Origin of the sequence: Rosenbergiella metrosideri, assembly GCF_022602565.1 — a bacterium.
GTDB lineage: Bacteria > Pseudomonadota > Gammaproteobacteria > Enterobacterales > Enterobacteriaceae > Rosenbergiella > Rosenbergiella metrosideri.
Map to the genome: position 1 here is coordinate 23804 of NZ_JALBCV010000012.1, position 18289 is coordinate 42092.

Here is an 18289-nt window from a genome sequence, read left to right on the forward strand (position 1 = left end):
GCGAAATCATAGCATAAGCCCGCAAAATTGCGGGCCAGTAAATGTAGCCGAGTATTAACGACCGCCGCGAATCAATCCTCCCAATCCACGACGTTCCATAAAGACCGAGATTTGGTAGCGGACTTCGCTGGTGGTGCTGGACTGCAAAACTTGCGCGGCGAGTTGTTCGGTCTCGTTACATTCCAAGTGCCGTAATAGGTATTTTACCCGAGGAATATTTTTGCCATTCATACTTAAGTGACGGTAGCCCATCCCCACCAGTAACGGCACACAAGTTGGGTCGCCAGCCATCTCCCCGCATAAGTAAACGGGCAGATTAACACGCGTCGCCAGCGTCATGATGCGATAAAGGGCCTGTAAAACCGCGGGATGCAAGGCGCTATATAAATTCGCCACCCGCGTATTGTTACGGTCTACTGCTAACAGATATTGGGTTAAATCATTGGTTCCCACCGAAATAAAGTCGACCTTGCGTGCCAGTTGTGGGATCAGAAAGATCATCGATGGCACCTCAAGCATAATACCGACTTCTGGCGAGGGGATCTCATAGCCTAGTAGTTCTTCGACCTCATAAATTGCGCGATCTATCAGGTGGCGCGCATCATCGATCTCTTCGATGCTGGTGATCATCGGCAACAGGATCCGCAAATTACCCGACGCGGCATTGGCTCGTAACATCGCGCGGATCTGGACCAAAAAGATTTCGGGTTGATCTAGGGTTAAGCGAATACCGCGCCATCCCAATGCCGGGTTTTCTTCACTGATTGGCATATACGGCAGTTGCTTATCTGCACCGATATCCAAGGTTCTTAGCGTGACCGGTTTTTGATGGAATAGCTGTAGCATCCCCTGATACTGCGCCACTTGCTCCTCTTCTGAAGGAAAACCACTTTGCAGCATGAAAGGGACTTCGGTGCGATACAGACCAATGCCCTCGACCCATTTATCTTGATCCAGCTCCAGTTCGGCGCTTAATCCCGCGTTGAGCATGATGGCGATATGCTCGCCACTTTTCAATTCGCCAGGTAACTCGGCCGCTGTTTCCGCGGTCTTGCTGAGCGCGTGCTCCTCTTTGAGCAGGCGTTGATACTCTTTAATCAGTATCGGTTCAGGCTCAATCAGCACTTCCCCACGGTAACCGTCGACAATCAGCTGCCGCTTATCGAGTTGTTCAGGTCGGATATCGACACCCATAACGGTCGGAATACCCATGGCGCGGGTTAAAATCGCTGCATGCGAGTTCGCCGCACCGTCTCGCACGACGATACCTGCAAGACGATCTTGAGGGATCTCCGCAAGCGAGGTCGCGGTTAATTCATCGGCAACTAAGACAAAGCGTTCCGGCCAGCTATTGCTGCCCTGCAAAGAGTCATCGAGGTGAAAGAGCAAGCGTTGGCCTAATTCACGTAAGTCATTGGCTCGATCGCGCAGATAGTTATCTTTCAGTTCCAAAAACTGTGCTGCGAATTTTTCAATAACAACTTTAACTGCCCACTCTGCCACAATGCCTTGTTCAATTTCCGTCAGCAGGCTTTTCTTCAATCGCGGTTCGCTCAGTAAATGCGAATAGAGGTTAAAAATCTCTGCACTCTCTTTCTGCGCGCTACCTGAAAAGCGTTTGCTGTAACGCCGAAACTCCTCACCTGCCTCAGACATCGCCAAGAGTAGGCGCTCTTGCTCTTGCTCAATATCTAACGCGGAAGCGCGCGTTACTTGCTCTAGCAGCGGTTGCACTTGGTCGACCCAACCTGGGGCAATCGCCACCCCAGAGGAAGCAGCAATGCCCTGTAGACGGCTTTGGCGGTACAAGCCAAATAGCTGACGCAGTTGTGAGGGCGAGAGGAGTGTGGCGACCTGCGTGGCCAGTGTCACTAAAAAGGACTCTTCGCTCTCGTCATACTGGCGGGTTTCGCGCTGCTGCACGACCAGTACCCCTAAAACGGTACGACGGGAAACTATTGGGGCACCAAGAAAAGCACGGTAGTGCTCCTCATTAACGGAAGGAATATATTTAAAACTGGGGTGTGAGGGGGCATCGGCCAAGTTAATCGGCTCAGCGAGCCGCCCGACTAGGCCGACAATCCCTTCATCAAGGGCGAGGGTGATATTTTTGCCGCGGGGCTTTTTTAAGCCGCGCGTTGCCATCAGGTAATAGCAACCGCGCTCATGATCCGCCAGATAGATTGAACAGACTTCTGTTTCCATCGTATGGCAAATCTCATTTACGAGAATTTCAAGTGCATCATTGAGCCGCGGAGCACTCGCGACTTTTTCAACAATATCCCGTAACTGTGTGAGCTTCAGTGCCATCGATCATCCCCTTTTACGCCGTCCTGAGTAATTCGAACGCTGCCCTCCCCCTTCCGGTTGGGCCATTAACGATGTTGCAAATTCTTTCATTACCCGTCGATAGACATCCCGCTTAAACGAGACCACCTGACGGACCGGATACCAAAAGCTCACCCAACGCCACCCATCGAATTCCGGGGTGCTGCTGCGCTGAACATTGACAGCAGTATCTTGGCACTGGAGTTGCAGCAGAAACCATTTCTGCTTTTGGCCAATACAGACTGGCCGTGTATCCCATCGCACTAAACGTTTGGGTAATTTGTAGCGCAACCAATTACGCGTCGAAGCGAGAATACGGACATCTTTACGATGCAACCCCACTTCTTCAAATAATTCACGGTACATCGCCTGCTCTGCGGTTTCTCCTGCATTAATCCCGCCCTGCGGAAATTGCCAAGAGTGCTGACCAAATCGTCGTGCCCAAAGCACCTGTCCTTGACGATTACAAATTACGATACCCACGTTAGGGCGGTAGCCATCATCATCGATCACTGGACTACCTCGATATTCTTTTTAGATAACCTGATTGTTTCACACTCCACTCGGGCGGTAAACCATTGCCTTACGCCAAAAATTACTCGCGTTAGTGGGATAACTAAGGGATAAAAGTAAAGTTATGAACAAATAACCACAGAGTTAACCTATTTTATTCACCTTTTCTGTGGATAGCTTTGTGAAAAAGATGGGATTCAATTGAATAATCATTTTTACCCCCCCTTTTAGGCTGACTAATTTGAATTTATAAAGACCTTAAATTACATGAAGTTATCAGGTTTATAAACAACATTTTATCAGGTTTTTCGGGTATTGATTCAACTGCACTTAACACATAGGTTAAAAATTAACCGTTTCATAAATTATCCACAGAACATGCCTGAATGTTACGCATAAGTCGAAAAAAAACTGAACAAACCCTGCTGTCAAGGCTGTAAATAGAAACAGTACTCTAAAATTACCGGAGTTATCCAATTTTTCTGTGGATAAGTAGGGTGACAAACCTGTTTATGAATCCCGTGAAACTGGGATAACCTCATAAAATTCCTTAAACTACTCAGGGGTTAAGTTTAAAAAACCATGGTTTTTCATGCTATTATTCGCAATCTATTGGTTGAGTCAACGCGGCCACACAACCCAACTCACCCTTGGTTACTTTTCATACAAAGAGTGAACGATGTCTATTGCTTACTTATCACCTCCCGAATCCGAAGCCGAGCTGCTGCGCCGTGCACAACAGATCGCGGGAAAAACCTTTGCGGAAGTCGCGGTTGAACGGCATATAAAGGTGCCTGCAAATCTGCAACGTAACAAAGGATGGGTCGGTAACCTTATCGAGTTGGCATTAGGCGCACAGGCTGGCAGTAAAGCGGAGCAGGACTTTGCTCACCTCGGAATCGAATTAAAAACCATTCCAATCAATGCTCGCGGCGAGCCTCTGGAAACCACCTTTGTCTGCGTCGCGCCATTAACTGGGAATATCGGTGTCACGTGGCAGCATAGCCACGTTCGCCAAAAGCTTGCCAAAGTCTTGTGGATCCCAATAGAAGGTGAGCGACATATTCCGCTGGCCGAGCGCCGCATTGGTGCTCCGCTACTGTGGCAGCCCTCCGAGCAAGAAGATAAGCAGCTTGAAGCCGATTGGGAAGAGCTTATGGAGATGATTGCGCTAGGGCGTGTTGAGGCAATCACAGCCCGCCAAGGGGAATATTTACAGATTCGCCCTAAAGCCGCCAACAACCGCGCGCTGACCGAAGCGATCGGGCCTACTGGTGAGAGGATCCTCACGCTCCCCCGTGGCTTTTATCTAAAGAAACGTTTCACGGCGCCGTTACTCGCCCGACATTTTGGATAATTTGCCACGTCACTCAGACTTGCCAAATAGGCCATTTGGCTTTAGCTTACTGATGTGTAAGCGTAATAATTCTCTTTCTAATCGCATTATCGTGAGTCAGTAAGACATATCTCTTTACGTTTTTATCGCGCGTGCCCTCTCTTGGCACCTAATATTATTTTAATTATATTTCAAGTAATTAGGTCACTATACTCGATAGCATTGTGACCCGCCCTGACAGGTATTGCGCTCCCTCACCGCTTGTTCAGAGGAATGCAGACAATTCTGGTTTATGCTAACCGTTATCATCGCTTAACTGTTGCGCTAACGAAAAGAGGACGAAAAGAGATGATCAAAGTTGTTTTATTATTAGTCGGCGTAACGGGCAGCCTATTACTGAGTGGTTGCTCGAGTGATTACGTAATGGCAACGAAAGATGGAAAAATGCTGCTGACCGAAGGAAAACCCATTATCGATAAAGAGACTGGGCTGGTCGAATATACCGATCAACGGGGCCACACAACACAAATCAATAGCGACGATATTTCCAGTATTATTAAAAAATAATAAGGACTGTGCATGCATTATCACCGTATCCCCCATAGTAGTCTCGAGATCAGTCAATTAGGCTTGGGTACCATGACCTTCGGTGAGCAAAACAGCGAAGCGGATGCTCATCAACAACTCGATTATGCCCGTGAGCGAGGCATTAATCTGATTGATACCGCCGAAATGTATCCTGTGCCCCCGCGCCCAGAGACCCAAGGCCTCACAGAACGCTATATCGGTAGCTGGTTAAAGAAAAGCGGTCAACGTGACAAGATCGTCCTCGCCAGCAAAGTGGCCGGGCCGGTACGCGGAAACGATGCCTCGATCCGCCCACAGCAGGCATTAGACCGGAAAAATATCCGTCAGGCGTTAGAAGCAAGCCTTACCCGCCTGAACACAGACTATCTGGATCTCTACCAGTTACATTGGCCGCAGCGTCCTACCAACTGTTTCGGTAAGCTTGAATATCAATACAGCGATGACAATGTGCCTGTCACCCTTCTCGATACGCTCGATGCACTGTCTGAACATGTTCGCGCGGGAAAGATCCGTTATATCGGTGTGTCGAATGAGACGCCATGGGGAGTGATGCGCTATCTTCACCTCGCAGAAAAGCATGATCTGCCGCGTATTGTCTCAATTCAAAACCCCTACAGCTTGGTCAATCGCAGCTTTGAGATTGGTTTATCCGAGATCAGTCAGTTTGAGGGCGTCGAGTTACTGGCTTACTCCTGCTTGGCGTTTGGTACATTGAGCGGTAAATACCTTGATGGTAAGCGCCCAGAGAAGGCCCGTAACACGCTGTTTAGCCGCTTTACGCGTTATAACGGCGACTATACCGAACAAGCCATCGCGCAGTACGTTGCGCTCGCGCAGGCGCATCAGTTAGATCCTTCACAGATGGCGCTCGCCTACGTTCGGCAACAGCCTTTCGTCGCCAGTACGCTTTTAGGGGCGACAACCTTAGCGCAGCTTGAGCAAAATATTGAGAGTTATGAGGTCACGCTAAGTGAAGAGGTGTTGGCGGGTATTGAGGCGATCCATCGCCGTTTTCCTAATCCTGCTCCCTGATTTATAAGGCTACGCTTTTCGTTTTAACTGCCACATCCATAAACAGGTGATCGCTAACGCAAATAAAATGCCGAAGGCGACACCTGTCACCACCGCCGAAGCCCCCAACCAAATCGCCGCGCTATAGAGCACTAACATCGCCAACATTACGCTGTTCTCTCCTAGGTTTTGCACGGCAATGGCGCTGCCGGTTCCCACCGTATGTTGCCCACGCTCTTGAAGGAGCGCATTGAGCGGCACAACGAAGAAGCCACCAAAGATGCCGACTAACACCAATAAACCGTAAGCGGGCAGCAGATGCGTTTCCAGTGCGAACACCACCACTAATAATCCTACCGCAATACCTGCGGGTAAGGCTTTGCCCGCATGCTGTAAGGAGACCCATTTCGCCGCCACAAAGGCACCGACGACAATCCCTATCGCGACCATCGCGTTAAGCGTTGTCGGGGTAGTGTTATCTTGAATACCAAGCGCTACCGGTACCCATATCACCAAGAGGAAACGCAAGGTGACGCCTGCCCCCCAAAACATGCTGGTACCAATCAATGAAAAGCGGCAGGTCTTATCTTGCCATAAAGTACGACACGCCTTAAAAAACTGATCGACTAACCGTTTCGGATGATAATTGCCCTGCGGCCGTGCCGCCTCCAGCTTGGGGATCATCACGTTTGCCATCACCGCTAGCGCATAGATAATGGCACAGACCAAGAGCGCGGTAGAGACATGCCAATCCGCCAAGATACCCCCGCTAACCGAGCCGAGTAGAATGGCAGCGATGGTCGATCCCTCCATAAGCCCGTTACCTTTCACCAGCTGTTTGGTCGGCAGTAATTCACCCAAGATGCCATATTTGGCTGGGGAATAGGCCGCTGCGCCAATACCGACCAAGCTATAGCCGAGGAAAGGGCTAATGTTTACCCCAATGGCAATCACGCCAATCAGCTTGATGCTGTTCGCCACCATCATGACACGGCCTTTCGAGAAGCGATCCGCAAAGTGCCCGACGAAAGGTGCCAACACGATGTAGGCAATAACAAACACCATTTGGAGGATCGGCTGGCTCCAATCGGGGTACTCGGCATTTTTAAGCAGGGCTAAGGTCGCAAAGAGCAGCGCATTATCCCCGAATGCAGAGAAAAATTGCGCCAGTAAAACCGGGCGGATACCCGGTACATTAAGGGGTGATTCTGCAGATAATTTCATTGTTACCCATTTTGAGAATGTGAACGCGCTGGCTCTGCTGCCATCGCTTTAAGAGAGACATAATCGGGTTTACCGCTGCCGAGTACCGGTAGATTATCAACAACACGAATATCTCGCGGCACCAGAAGTTCGCTGTGTCCTTTCGCCTTAGCTTCACTCAATAATGCGTCGCGTTGCAATTGCCTATCGGTGGTAAAAAGCACTAATGCCTCCCCTTTCTGCGCGTCCTCTTTTACCGACACCGCATGCTGTTTATCAGGAGAGACCGCCATCACTAAGGATTCAACACTTTCCAGTGAAACCATCTCACCTGCTAATTTGGCAAACCGTTTCACCCGACCTTGGATCCGGCAGAAGCCATCTTGGTCGAAGCTGACAATATCGCCCGTATCGTACCAACCAGCATCGAATTGCCCTTCGCCGTTATCCGCGGCAGGTGGCTCGATATGTCCTGGGTTATCCACGCGTAAGTAGCCTTTCATAATATTCGGGCCACGTACCTGAAGACGGCCGCCTTGTTCAATCCCTGGTACCGCGATCAGACGAAAGTCCATGGCGGGCAGTAAACGACCAACCGTATTAATCTTAGCCGCCATCGGCAGATTGATCGATAAGACTGGAGCGCATTCTGTTGCGCCATACCCTTCTAAAATACGGATACCGAATTTCTCGGCATAAAGTTTACGGACATTCTCTTGTAGCTTCTCCGCCCCGGCGACCACATAACGTAAACGTGCGAAGTCGTAGCCGTCGGCAAAGCGACCATAGTAGTTTAAGAACGTCGAAGTGCCGAACAACACCGTGCAGTCTTGGTCATAGACCAGTTCGGGAATCACTCGATAATGTAAGGGGCTTGGATAGAGAAAGGCTTTAGCGCCGGTAGAGAGGGGTAACAGTAAGCCGACTGTCAGGCCAAAGGCATGAAAGAGCGGCATGGCAGATAAGAAACAGTCTCGTGGTAAGAAGTCGGCGACTGTACGAATCTGCTCAACATTAGTAAGCAAACTTTTATGGCTGTGTACCACGCCCTTCGGCACACCTTCAGATCCAGAAGTGAACAGGATTACGGCGGCGTCTTCTGGCTGCTGGGCAACTTGCGCGGCTTTAGGGAAGAACAGATGTTTAGCCACCCACCACTTGTCTTCACCGGTCAGGGTCTCTTTTAAGTCTTCAAGATACAGCCAGCGAACATGCGGCGCATTCTCGACTAAATAGTGTAATTTCCCTTTATCGAGGAACTGGCGGGAGGTAAAGATGGTAGTGATTTCCGCAGCCTTGATAGCCGCATGCAAACCGCTGTTTCCCGCCGAATAGTTGAGCATGGCAGGGACACGGCCCCGTGCGGACGCCGCTAAGACGGTGGCAACAGTGACCACGCTATTGGGCAACAGTAGCCCGATATTGTGCCCCGGCTGAGTCTGTTTTTCTAGGATACAGGCCACGCCCAATATTTTCTTAAGCAGCTGTCGGTAGCTGTTAACGGAAAAATTAATATCATCCACGCAGCCATGAGACCAGCCAAAACGCTGCGCGGCATGGATAAAGGCTTCATACAAGGTTTCACGCGGGCGGACAGCCATGCGTGCTTCTTGCATGATATGCGCGAGATGCTCACCCGCTAACACGCGTCGCTCACGGGCTTTGGCGGCTTGCGGCATAGGGATATGTGTCGCCGGTAAGATAAAGAGACGAATTTTAGGGAATAAGCGACGTTTAGCCGGTAAGCGACTAAACGGCGTGTATTCAGCGCCCTCGATACGAATGGGAATAACCGTTGCGGCAGTTTTTGCAGCAATAAAACCGGCCCCGCTATAGATCTTCATCAATGATCCGGTAACGGAAATACGCCCTTCAGGAAAGATGATAACCGGTCGGCCGCTGTTCACTTCTTTGATTAAGCGCTTCATGGTCATCGGTCTAGCGGGATCCAAGGCAACCACATCGGCCCAGCGCTTAACCCTACGTAGCGCCCAATGGTTTGCATAAGTCGCCGTTATCGCGAAGACCGGTTTGACCGGTAAGAAAAGAGCAAGAAGGATACCATCAAGAAAGGAGACGTGATTCGGCGTAATAATCACTTTTTGGGAAGTAAAAGAGGATGTCTCTCCCTGTATTTCAACTCGCCAGACGAATTGGCACACCCACCGCAAAAGTTTGAGCAACATATTTTCCCTGTAAAGATCAAAGGTATCAGAGTTCGATACCTTTGATTAAACACGTTTAACACTCTACTGACAAATTTTGTCGTGAAATATAGACTAACTAATTTAATGACTTATGGTGATAATCACTGTTCAGGTGCATGCCAACCACCGCCTAAGGCGGCAATTAAGGCAACGCTACTTACCCACTGTTGGCTTTGTAACTGCAGTAACGATTGTTGTTCACTGAGGCTACTGTTTTCGGTGGTCGCCACGTCGAGGTAGTCGATCATCCCGGCATCATACTGATTACGGGTGACTTGGGCAGAGATCATCGCCGCTTGGGCCGAGGCTTGTTGCGCGATAATCTCCTCACCGAGCGTGTTAAGTTCAACGAGGTTATCTTCGACATCCTGCATCGCCGTTAACACCGTTTGTCGATAGTTGGCCACTTGCGCATCATAGGCAGCCCGTGCTTGGGCCACGGAGGCTTTAGTGGCGCCAAAATCCAAAATCGTCCCACTCAGTTCGGGGCCGAGTGACCAAACCCGATAAGGGAGCGAGAACAGATTATGCAATTCGCTGGCACTGGTCCCACCGGAGGCACTCAGCGTGAGATCAGGGAAATAACCGGCAATCGCGACCCCAATCGCTTCATTCGCCGCCGCCATCGAGCGTTCGGCTACCGCGATGTCCGGACGGCGCTGTAGTAGCTTGGAAGGGACCATTACCGGTATCTTCGGTAACGTCGCAGTGAGCGGCGCAGCGGCTAAAGAGAACTCTGCCGGCGTTTTCCCTAACAGTGTGGCAATGGCGTGTTCATACTGCGCCCGTTGCCATGTAATCCCGAGCAAGGTTGACCGTGCGCTCTGTAATTGCATCTGCGCTTGAGCAACCGTTGCTCGGTTCTCACTGCCCGCTTGATATTTATTATTGATAATCCGCAAGTAGCCTTGGTAAGCATCAATACTTTTCTGATATAGCGCAATACGCTGGTCTAGGATACGTAATTGGAAATAATCTTGTGCCAAGGTACTTTGTGCACTGAGGGTGGCATTCGCTAAGTCGGCTTGGCTTGACTGCGCGCTTGCTCTATCTTCAGCGGCTTGACGACGTAATTTACCCCATAAGTCCAGCTCCCAGCTGGCACTAAGCTGTGCCGAGTGGCTATTGCTGGTGGCGCGTTGACCCGAGCTGGTGCTGCCACTGCGCGTCGATTGGACTGTGCCGGTGACTGTTGGATAGAGATTAGCCGTGGCTTGATCGGTAAGCGCCAAAGCTTGCCGATATTGTGCCGCATACATCGCGACGTTTTGGTTGGAGACTGCCACTTGCGAGAGTAACTGATTCAGCTGCGGGTCTTGATAGACCTGCCACCACGCCCCTTTCTGCACGCTATCCTGTGGCTGTGCTTGCTGCCACCCTTTAGCTTCTTTAAACGCCAGCGGCATAGACTGCGTGGGACGATGATAGTCTGGGCCGACCATACACCCGGTGAGCATCAGCATCATACTGAGGGTCGAGATTTTAAAAGCTACTTTCATGACGCTTTTCCTGAATGACGAAAACGGTGCCAGCGTTGACGAGTCACCTGACTCACTTTGTCTAGCCATAGATACACCACTGGCGTGGTAAAGAGTGTTAAGAGCTGACTGAGTGCCAAGCCACCGGCAATCGCAATCCCCAGCGGGCTTCGGAGGTCAGCATCACCGCCACTCCCTAATGCCATTGGTAGCGCACCGAAAAATGCCGCTAAGGTGGTCATCATAATCGGACGAAAGCGCTTTAGGCAGGCTTCGGTGATCGCTTGTTGCGGCGTCATCCCACGGCGCTCGGCATCCAGCGCGAAATCGATCAACATTATGGCGTTCTTTTTCACAATACCAATCAGTAAGATAATGCCGATCAGCGCGATAACCGTCAGCTGAGTATTAGTTAAGATTAACAATAACAATGCCCCGACTCCGGCAGAGGGCAGCGTCGATAAGATCGTCAGCGGATGAATATAGCTCTCATATAACATCCCCAGGACGATATAGACCGCCGCCAAGGCCGCGAGGATCAACCAAGGTAAGGTCGCCGTTAATTGGCTAAAGGCTTGCGCTGTTCCTTGGAAACTGGCGGCAATGGTATCGGGTACACCAAGCTTCGCCATCGTCTGCTTGATCAACGCCTGTGCTTGTTCGAGCGAGACGCCATCAGCTAAGTTAAACGCGATGGTACTGGTCGCCGACTGCCCTTGGTGCGCCACCGATAACGGCGCATTGGCTCCACTGAACTTGGCAATAGCGGAAAGCGGAATACGGTCACCCTCGTCGTTAAGCACATAGATCTTTGACAGCTCACTCGCATCCTGCGTGTTGCTACTTTGCAACATCATCACTACTTTATACTGATTTAAGGTTTTATAGATGGTCGCAATTTGCCGCTGACTGAAAGCATTATTCAGCATAGTGTCCAACATGTTGACGTCAACACCAAGGCGCATTGCCGCATCGCGATCAATGGTGATCATCACCTCCTGACCACCGGTTTGCGAATCGGAGTCGACACTGGTCAATTGCGGTAAGGCGCTAAATGCCTTCTGCACTTTTGGCGTCCATTCGCGTAATAGCGCCAGATCATCCGCCTGTAAGCTGTATTGGTAGGAGGCATTGGCACTGCGGCCGCCGACTCGTAAATCTTGCGCCGCCATTAAGAACATCTGTGCGCCAGCAATCTGACTGCCTTTCATACTGAGGCGGTTAGCGATTTCGGTCGCGGATGCCTTGCGCTGATCGAGGGATTTGAGTTTCACAAAGAACGTCGCTGAACTGCGCGAGCCAAACATGCCACCGCCGCGCGAAGACATTACCGCATCGACATCAGGGTCATGTAAGATCAGCTGGGTAAATTGATTGACCTTCGGTGTCATCGCCTCAAACGAGACACTCTGGTCAGCCCTGACCATCCCCATCAACATTCCGGTATCTTGGTCAGGGAAGAAGCCTTTCTGTACCACGGTAAACAGATAGAAATTTAATAACACTGTCGCCAGCAGGCCGAGCATGGTTATTTTCTGGTGGGCAAGTACCCACTTCAATCCACGGCTATACAGCGCTAATAACGCGGTTAATCGACCTTCAATCCATTGGAAAACCGGATGGGGACGATGCGTCACCGGCGGGCGACGTTTAAGTAAGCGTGCGCAGAGCATAGGGGTCAGACTGAGCGAGACAAACATCGAAATGACTAATGAGATCGATAAGGTGACTGCGAACTCCCTAAATAGCCGCCCAACAATACTGCCCATCAGGAGAATAGGAATAAAAACGGCAATCAGCGAGGCGGTCATCGAAAGCACCGTAAAGCTCACCTCCTTGGCGCCACGGATCGCTGCCCGTACCGGACTCAATCCCTCTTCGATATGCCGTATGATATTTTCCAAGACCACTATCGCATCGTCGACCACAAAGCCGGTGGCGATGATCAAGGCCATCAGCGATAAGTTATCAAGGCTATACCCGAGCAGGTACATAAAGATGCAAGTGCCGATTAGCGATACCGGCAGCGCTAACGCCGGGATTAAAACCGAACGCCAATCTCGTAGGAAGATAAACACTACGGCAACCACCAGCATCACCGCAACCAGTAAGGTCTCTTCGGTTTCGTAAAGGGACGAGCGGACATTGGGCGATCGGTCTAACACCAGCTGTAAGGAGGTATCCGCCGGTAATTGTTCACGCAGTTGCGGCAGCTTGGCTTTAATCTCGTCGATGGTCACCAACATATTGGCACCCGCTTGCCGAGTCACCCCGAGCATCACCGCAGGGTTACCATTTAGTGCACCGCCGACATACTTATCTTGTACCCCGTCATAGATGGTCGCCACGTCCTTTAGACGTAATGCTTTACCCCCCTGATAACGGATGATCAGATCCTGATAGAGCGCAGCTTTATCTAATTGACTGTTTCCGTCAATCGCCCAAGAGAGGTGCGGGCCTTGAATAATCCCCTTCGGTAGATTCGAGGTGCTATTGGCAACCGCTTTACGCACTTCGTCCAAGGAAACGCCATACTGCGTCAGCTTATTGGGTTGGAGATCAATACGCACGGCCGGTAAGGCACTGCCCATCAGCGAGACTTCACCGACCCCACTCACCTGCGCCAGGACTTGCTCGATTTTACTCTCAGCAATATCGTACAGTTGGCCTGCGGTACGCGTTTTCGAGGTGAGCGCCAGTAAGACGATCGGTGCATCCGAAGGGTTGGCTTTACGGTAGGTTGGTAACGACGGCATGCTGCTTGGCAGTAGGCTACGTGATGCATTAATCGCTGCCTGCACATCACGGGCGGCACCGTTAATATCACGATCCAGATCGAACTGTAGCACGACCCGAGTCGACCCTTGCGAGCTACTGGAGGTCATCTCTGACACCCCAGCAATCTGCCCTAACGCCCGCTCTAGCGGCGTGGCCACTGTAGCCGCCATGGTTTCAGGGCTGGCCCCCGGTAAGCTTGCCGAGACCATAATGGTCGGGAAGTCGACCTGAGGTAAGGGTGCCACCGGTAAGAGCCGATAGCCTAAAAAACCCAGCAGTACCAACGCCGCGGTCAGCAATAATGTCGCGACCGGGCGGAATATAAATAAGCGCGTAATGTTCATCGTTCATCCCGACGACGTTGTTGTTTCCTTGCAATAAAACGGCGTCCACGTTCAGACCAGTGATCGAACCAGAGGTAGATGACTGGCGTCGAGAAAAGCGTTAGGACTTGGCTGACAATTAACCCGCCGACAATCACTAGTCCTAGAGGCTGACGCAACTCGGCACCCGAACCACTGGCTAACATTAGGGGTAATGCCCCCAGCAATGCCGCCATGGTGGTCATTAAAATCGGACGAAAACGCAGTAAACAGGCTTGGTGAATCGCATCACGCGGCGATAGATGCTGTTCATGCTCCGCCTGCAGGGCGAAATCGATCATCATAATCGCATTTTTCTTCACGATACCAATCAGCAGGATCACCCCTATCAGCGCAATCAAACTGAATTCACTGCCACTCAGCAGCAGTGCCAATAGCGCACCAATCGCCGCCGAAGGCAGGGTCGAGAGGATGGTGACCGGATGAATAAAGCTTTCATAGAGGATCCCCAACACCAGGTACATGGTCAGCAGTGCCGCGAGAATCAACCACAATGTGTTACTGGTGGCACTTTGGAACGAAGAGGCCTCACCTTGGTACTGCAAGGAGATACTGTCTGGCAGAGCAAGCTGTTGGCTCACCTCATTGATGGCTTGCTGAGCCTCCTCGATCGAGTAACCGTCCGCTAAATTGAAGGAGACCATCACCGCCGGATATTGATTAAGGCGCATATTCATCAGCGAACCGAGGCGTTGATGCACCGTCGCCACCGCAGTCAATTTGACCATACCACTCTCGGTCGAGGTCGAGGTCGTGCTAGTGCTAGTGCTAGTGCTAGAACTTGTGCTACTCGACGTACTGCTGCTGGCGGCACTGTTAGAGGTCACCGAGCTTTTCAGCCAAATATCATCCAAGGAAGCGGGGGTTTGCTGGTATTTTGGTGCCACCTCTAGGACTACCCGATACTGGTTAGACTGGGTAAATATCGTCGAGATCAAGCGTTGGCCGAAGGCGTTGTACAGTGCCGTATCGACGTCCGACGCAGTGATCCCTAACCGCGATGCCTTATCACGGTCTAAATCGACATAGGCAATGCGGCCTTGATCCTGCAGGTTGCTCACCACATCGCTAAATTCTGGCCGTTTGGCAAGCGCCGCGATTAATTGAGGCGTCCACTTCACTAAGTTTTCACTACTGAGATCGGTTAGGGTAAATTGGTATTGGTTAGGCGTCACTTGGTCGTTGACGGTTAAGTCTTGCGACGACTGTAAGTACAACTGAATCCCCGGTACCTGTTTAGCCGCCTGTTTTAATTCGGTGATCACCTTATCGGCCCGCTCGCTGCGGTCCTCGAAAGATTTCAGCGTAATTTGTAAGTGCCCACTATTTAGGCTGGTATTTGTCCCATCAATACCGATGGTCGAGGTTAAGGCATCAACATTGTCGTTCTTAAGGATGATCGCGGCTAGTTGCTTTTGCCGTTTCGCCATCTCTTGGAACGACACATCTTGCGAGGCAATGGTAATACCTTGGATCATGCCGGTATCTTGTTGTGGAAAGAAGCCTTTCGGTACAACCAGATAGAGTAACGCCGTCAGCACAAAGGTGCCGACCGCCACCAATAGCGTCAACTTCTGATGATTCAACACCACGCTGAGTAATCGGTCATAACCCTGCACAATCTTCTCAAACCATTGCTCGCCTTTCTGCGCGAAGCGTGACTGTTGCTCGGGAGGCGTGTGCTTCAGTAAGTAAGCGCAGAGCATTGGCGTCAGGGTTAAGGAGACAAACATCGAGACCAATATCGATACCGCAAGCGTAATTGCAAACTCACGGAATAAACGGCCCACGACATCGCCCATAAACAGCAGCGGGATCAGCACGGCGATTAACGAGAACGTTAATGAGATAATGGTGAAACCGATCTGTTGCGATCCCTTTAGCGCCGCCTGCATCGGCGACTCGCCCTCTTCCAGACGTCGAGAAATATTCTCCACCACCACTATCGCATCATCAATAACGAAGCCCGTGGCGATAGTTAACGCCATCAACGAGAGGTTATTAAGGCTAAAGCCAAGGAGGTACATCACGCCGAAGGTCCCAATCAGCGAGAGCGGTACCGCAACACTTGGGATCAGCGTCGCCGCGATATTGCGTAGAAACAGGAACGTCACCATCACCACTAAGGCAATCGACAGCACCATCTCAAATTGGACATCACTGATCGAGGCCCGGATGGTTTGAGTACGGTCCGCGACAATCTGGAGTTTTACCCCGTCAGGTAAAGTCTGCTGGAGTTTCGGTAACTGCGCCTTAATATCATCCACCACCTGAATGACGTTAGCGCCGGGTTGTCGCTGTACGTTCATAATGATTGCCGGATGATTATCAGCCCAAGCCGATTGGAAGGTGTTCTCAGCCCCTTGAGTAATAGTGGCGATATCTTTTAACCGCAGCGCCGCGCCATTCTGCCAAGTGATGATCAGGTTAGCGTACTCTTCAGGGGTGCGCAGTTGGTCGTTTGCATCGATGGTGACCGAATGGAACTTACCGTCAAAGCCACCTTTAGAGCCATTGACGTTGCTGTTCCCGACCACAGTGTTCACTTCTTCTAAGGTGAGGTTATGGGCAGCAAGGGCCGTTGGGTTTAACTGAATACGGATCGCCGGTTTATTACCACCGTCTAAGCTTACTAATCCAACGCCTGAAATCTGCGAGAGTTTAAGTGCTACCCGGGTATTTAATAAGTCTTGTACTCGCGTCAGCGACAGCGTGTCGGAGGTTGCCGCGATGGTTACCACCGGCGTATCCGCTGGATTAACCTTTTTATAGGTCGGCGGATTAGGCAGATCACTGGGCAGTAAACTGTTCGCCGAGTTGATCGCCGCTTGCACTTCTTGCTCCGCCACATCAAGTGAGGTGGATAAACCGAAGCGCAGCGTGATCAGTGAGGAACCGGAAGATGAGCTTGATGTCATGGCACTTAAGCCACTCATCTCGCCTAACTCACGCTCTAGCGGCGCCGTCACCGAGGTGGACATGACTTCCGGGCTGGCCCCTGGGTAGAGCGTGGTGACCTGAATCGTAGGGTAATCAACTTGGGGTAACGCCGAGACCGATAAGAATCGATAAGCAAAGATGCCCGATAGCAGTACGGCCACCATTAATAAGACGGTGGCTACCGGTCGTTGGATAAAGAGACGAGATGGATTCATTACTCAGCCTTGTTTTCTGCCGACTGTGTCGCTTTTGCATCGGCCACCGTGACCTTACTTCCGGTCGTTAGTCGGTCAATGCCATCAGAGACTAATCTATCGCCAGGTTTCACTCCAGACAGAATGACTTGCTGGTCATCACCAAATAGCGGCCCGGTCTTCACGGCTTGGCGCACCACGGTATTATCCGGTTTGATAATAAACACGAAGCTACCATCACTACTTAGCTGAATCGCTTGAGTCGACACCACCGTTGCCTGTTTTAATAGGTCGATTTGCAGGCGTAAGTTGACAAACTGATTGGCGAATAGCGCCTCATTTTGGTTTGCAAACATCGCTTTCAGCGCGACGCTCCCCGTACTGGTATCGATGGTATTGCTAATAAAGCGAACCTCACCCTGTGCCAACACCGTCGAACCGTCTTGATCGAGTGCTGTTGCCGGTAAGGCTTGGCCCTGATGTAACTTGCTGGCGAGTTGTCCCACATAGCTTTGTGGCACGCTAAAGGTGACCGCTGCCGGTTGCATCTGGGTAATGGTGACAATGCCGGTGGTATCGCCACTCTGCACTAAGTTACCCGCATCGACCAGACGCAAGCCAACCCTTCCGGTGACTGGCGCGGTGATCCGTGCATAACTAATACTCACCTTCGCATTGTTAATCTGAGCGATATCTTGCTGCACGGTACCGCGGTACTGGCCAACCGTCGCAATCTGGCTTTCCAAATCTTGCTTAGAGAGGGAGTCCTGAGCGTAAAGCTTACGGTAACGCGCTAAGGTTAACTCGGCGTTCTTGAGCAGCGCTTGGTTCTCTGCTAAGGCGCCTTGGTACTGTGCTAAGGTGGCTTGATAATCGCGGTCATCGATCTGCGCCAATAACTGCCCGGCAGTCACCTTTTGCCCCTCGGTGAAGAGCACCTTATCCAGTTGACCGGTGATGCGGCTGGTAACCGTTACGCTGGCATTAGGAATAACGGTGCCCGGTGCCGACACATAGACCGGGACATCGGCTTGCTGGGCATTTACCGCGTGAACAATAGTGGCTGCCCCCGCGCCCATGCCCGGCCCCATCCCATGTCTTCCCGCTTGCGGCCCTCCTGCAGAAGAAGATGAAGAGTGCGTAAAGAACAGACGCCAAGCAATCACTGCCAGCACAATAATAATAACAATAATGGCCAGTTTTTTGAGCCAAGCGCGACGCGCCGGTCGCTGAGAAGTATTGGTCATGGTTCTTCTTAATCATCAGGAGACACAAACAACCTTCTGTCGCGCAGCGGCCAACAGGGAGGTCAAAGTAGCTTTCATTATTA

At 51.1% G+C, this 18289-nt stretch carries 11 protein-coding genes; 3 read left to right on the forward strand and 8 right to left on the reverse strand.

Annotated elements, in window-relative coordinates:
- Positions 1-54 precede the first annotated feature (54 nt).
- Positions 55-2310: a phosphoenolpyruvate--protein phosphotransferase gene (ptsP, locus tag MKR94_RS11860; protein WP_241647098.1), complete on the reverse strand. Its 2256-nt coding sequence runs from the start codon at positions 2308-2310 to the stop codon at positions 55-57.
- Between the two features lie 3 nt (positions 2311-2313).
- Positions 2314-2841 carry an RNA pyrophosphohydrolase gene (rppH, locus tag MKR94_RS11865; protein ID WP_048912606.1) on the reverse strand — a complete coding sequence of 176 codons (528 nt, stop codon included), beginning with the start codon at positions 2839-2841 and terminating at the stop codon, positions 2314-2316.
- Positions 2842-3520: 679 nt separating this feature from the next.
- Here rppH and mutH point away from each other — a divergent pair.
- The 3 genes from mutH (at position 3521) to MKR94_RS11880 (ending at position 5797) form a co-directional block, all read left to right on the forward strand.
- Positions 3521-4198: a DNA mismatch repair endonuclease MutH gene (gene mutH / locus MKR94_RS11870; protein WP_241647099.1), complete on the forward strand. Its 678-nt coding sequence runs from the start codon at positions 3521-3523 to the stop codon at positions 4196-4198.
- 327 nt (positions 4199-4525) lie between these two features.
- Positions 4526-4744 (forward strand): YgdI/YgdR family lipoprotein, encoded by a 219-nt coding sequence (locus tag MKR94_RS11875; protein WP_241647100.1) that lies wholly within the window; start codon positions 4526-4528, stop codon positions 4742-4744.
- A gap of 12 nt (positions 4745-4756) precedes the next feature.
- On the forward strand, positions 4757-5797 hold the full coding sequence (locus MKR94_RS11880) for an NADP(H)-dependent aldo-keto reductase (RefSeq protein ID WP_241612882.1): 1041 nt from the start codon (positions 4757-4759) through the stop codon (positions 5795-5797).
- Between the two features lie 9 nt (positions 5798-5806).
- On the opposite strand, the gene lplT is transcribed toward MKR94_RS11880, so the two are convergent.
- The 6 genes from lplT to MKR94_RS11910 form a co-directional block, all read right to left on the reverse strand.
- Complete coding sequence (gene lplT, locus MKR94_RS11885) at positions 5807-7000, reverse strand: lysophospholipid transporter LplT (protein WP_241647101.1); 1194 nt, start codon at positions 6998-7000, stop codon at positions 5807-5809.
- A gap of 2 nt (positions 7001-7002) precedes the next feature.
- Positions 7003-9165 (reverse strand): bifunctional acyl-ACP--phospholipid O-acyltransferase/long-chain-fatty-acid--ACP ligase, encoded by a 2163-nt coding sequence (gene aas / locus MKR94_RS11890; protein WP_241647102.1) that lies wholly within the window; start codon positions 9163-9165, stop codon positions 7003-7005.
- A 122-nt stretch (positions 9166-9287) separates the two neighbouring features.
- Positions 9288-10685, reverse strand: a complete 1398-nt coding sequence (locus MKR94_RS11895; RefSeq protein WP_241647103.1) for an efflux transporter outer membrane subunit — start codon at positions 10683-10685, stop codon at positions 9288-9290.
- Positions 10682-13786 (reverse strand): efflux RND transporter permease subunit, encoded by a 3105-nt coding sequence (locus MKR94_RS11900; protein ID WP_241647104.1) that lies wholly within the window; start codon positions 13784-13786, stop codon positions 10682-10684. Before MKR94_RS11900 ends, MKR94_RS11895 begins: the two co-directional genes overlap by 4 nt.
- A complete protein-coding gene (locus MKR94_RS11905) occupies positions 13783-16980 on the reverse strand; it encodes an efflux RND transporter permease subunit (protein ID WP_241647105.1) in 3198 nt (1065 codons plus the stop codon). The genes MKR94_RS11900 and MKR94_RS11905 overlap by 4 nt, the downstream gene beginning before the upstream one ends.
- Positions 16980-18206 carry an efflux RND transporter periplasmic adaptor subunit gene (locus MKR94_RS11910; RefSeq protein WP_241647106.1) on the reverse strand — a complete coding sequence of 409 codons (1227 nt, stop codon included), beginning with the start codon at positions 18204-18206 and terminating at the stop codon, positions 16980-16982. Before MKR94_RS11910 ends, MKR94_RS11905 begins: the two co-directional genes overlap by 1 nt.
- Between the last annotated feature and the right edge of the window lie 83 nt (positions 18207-18289).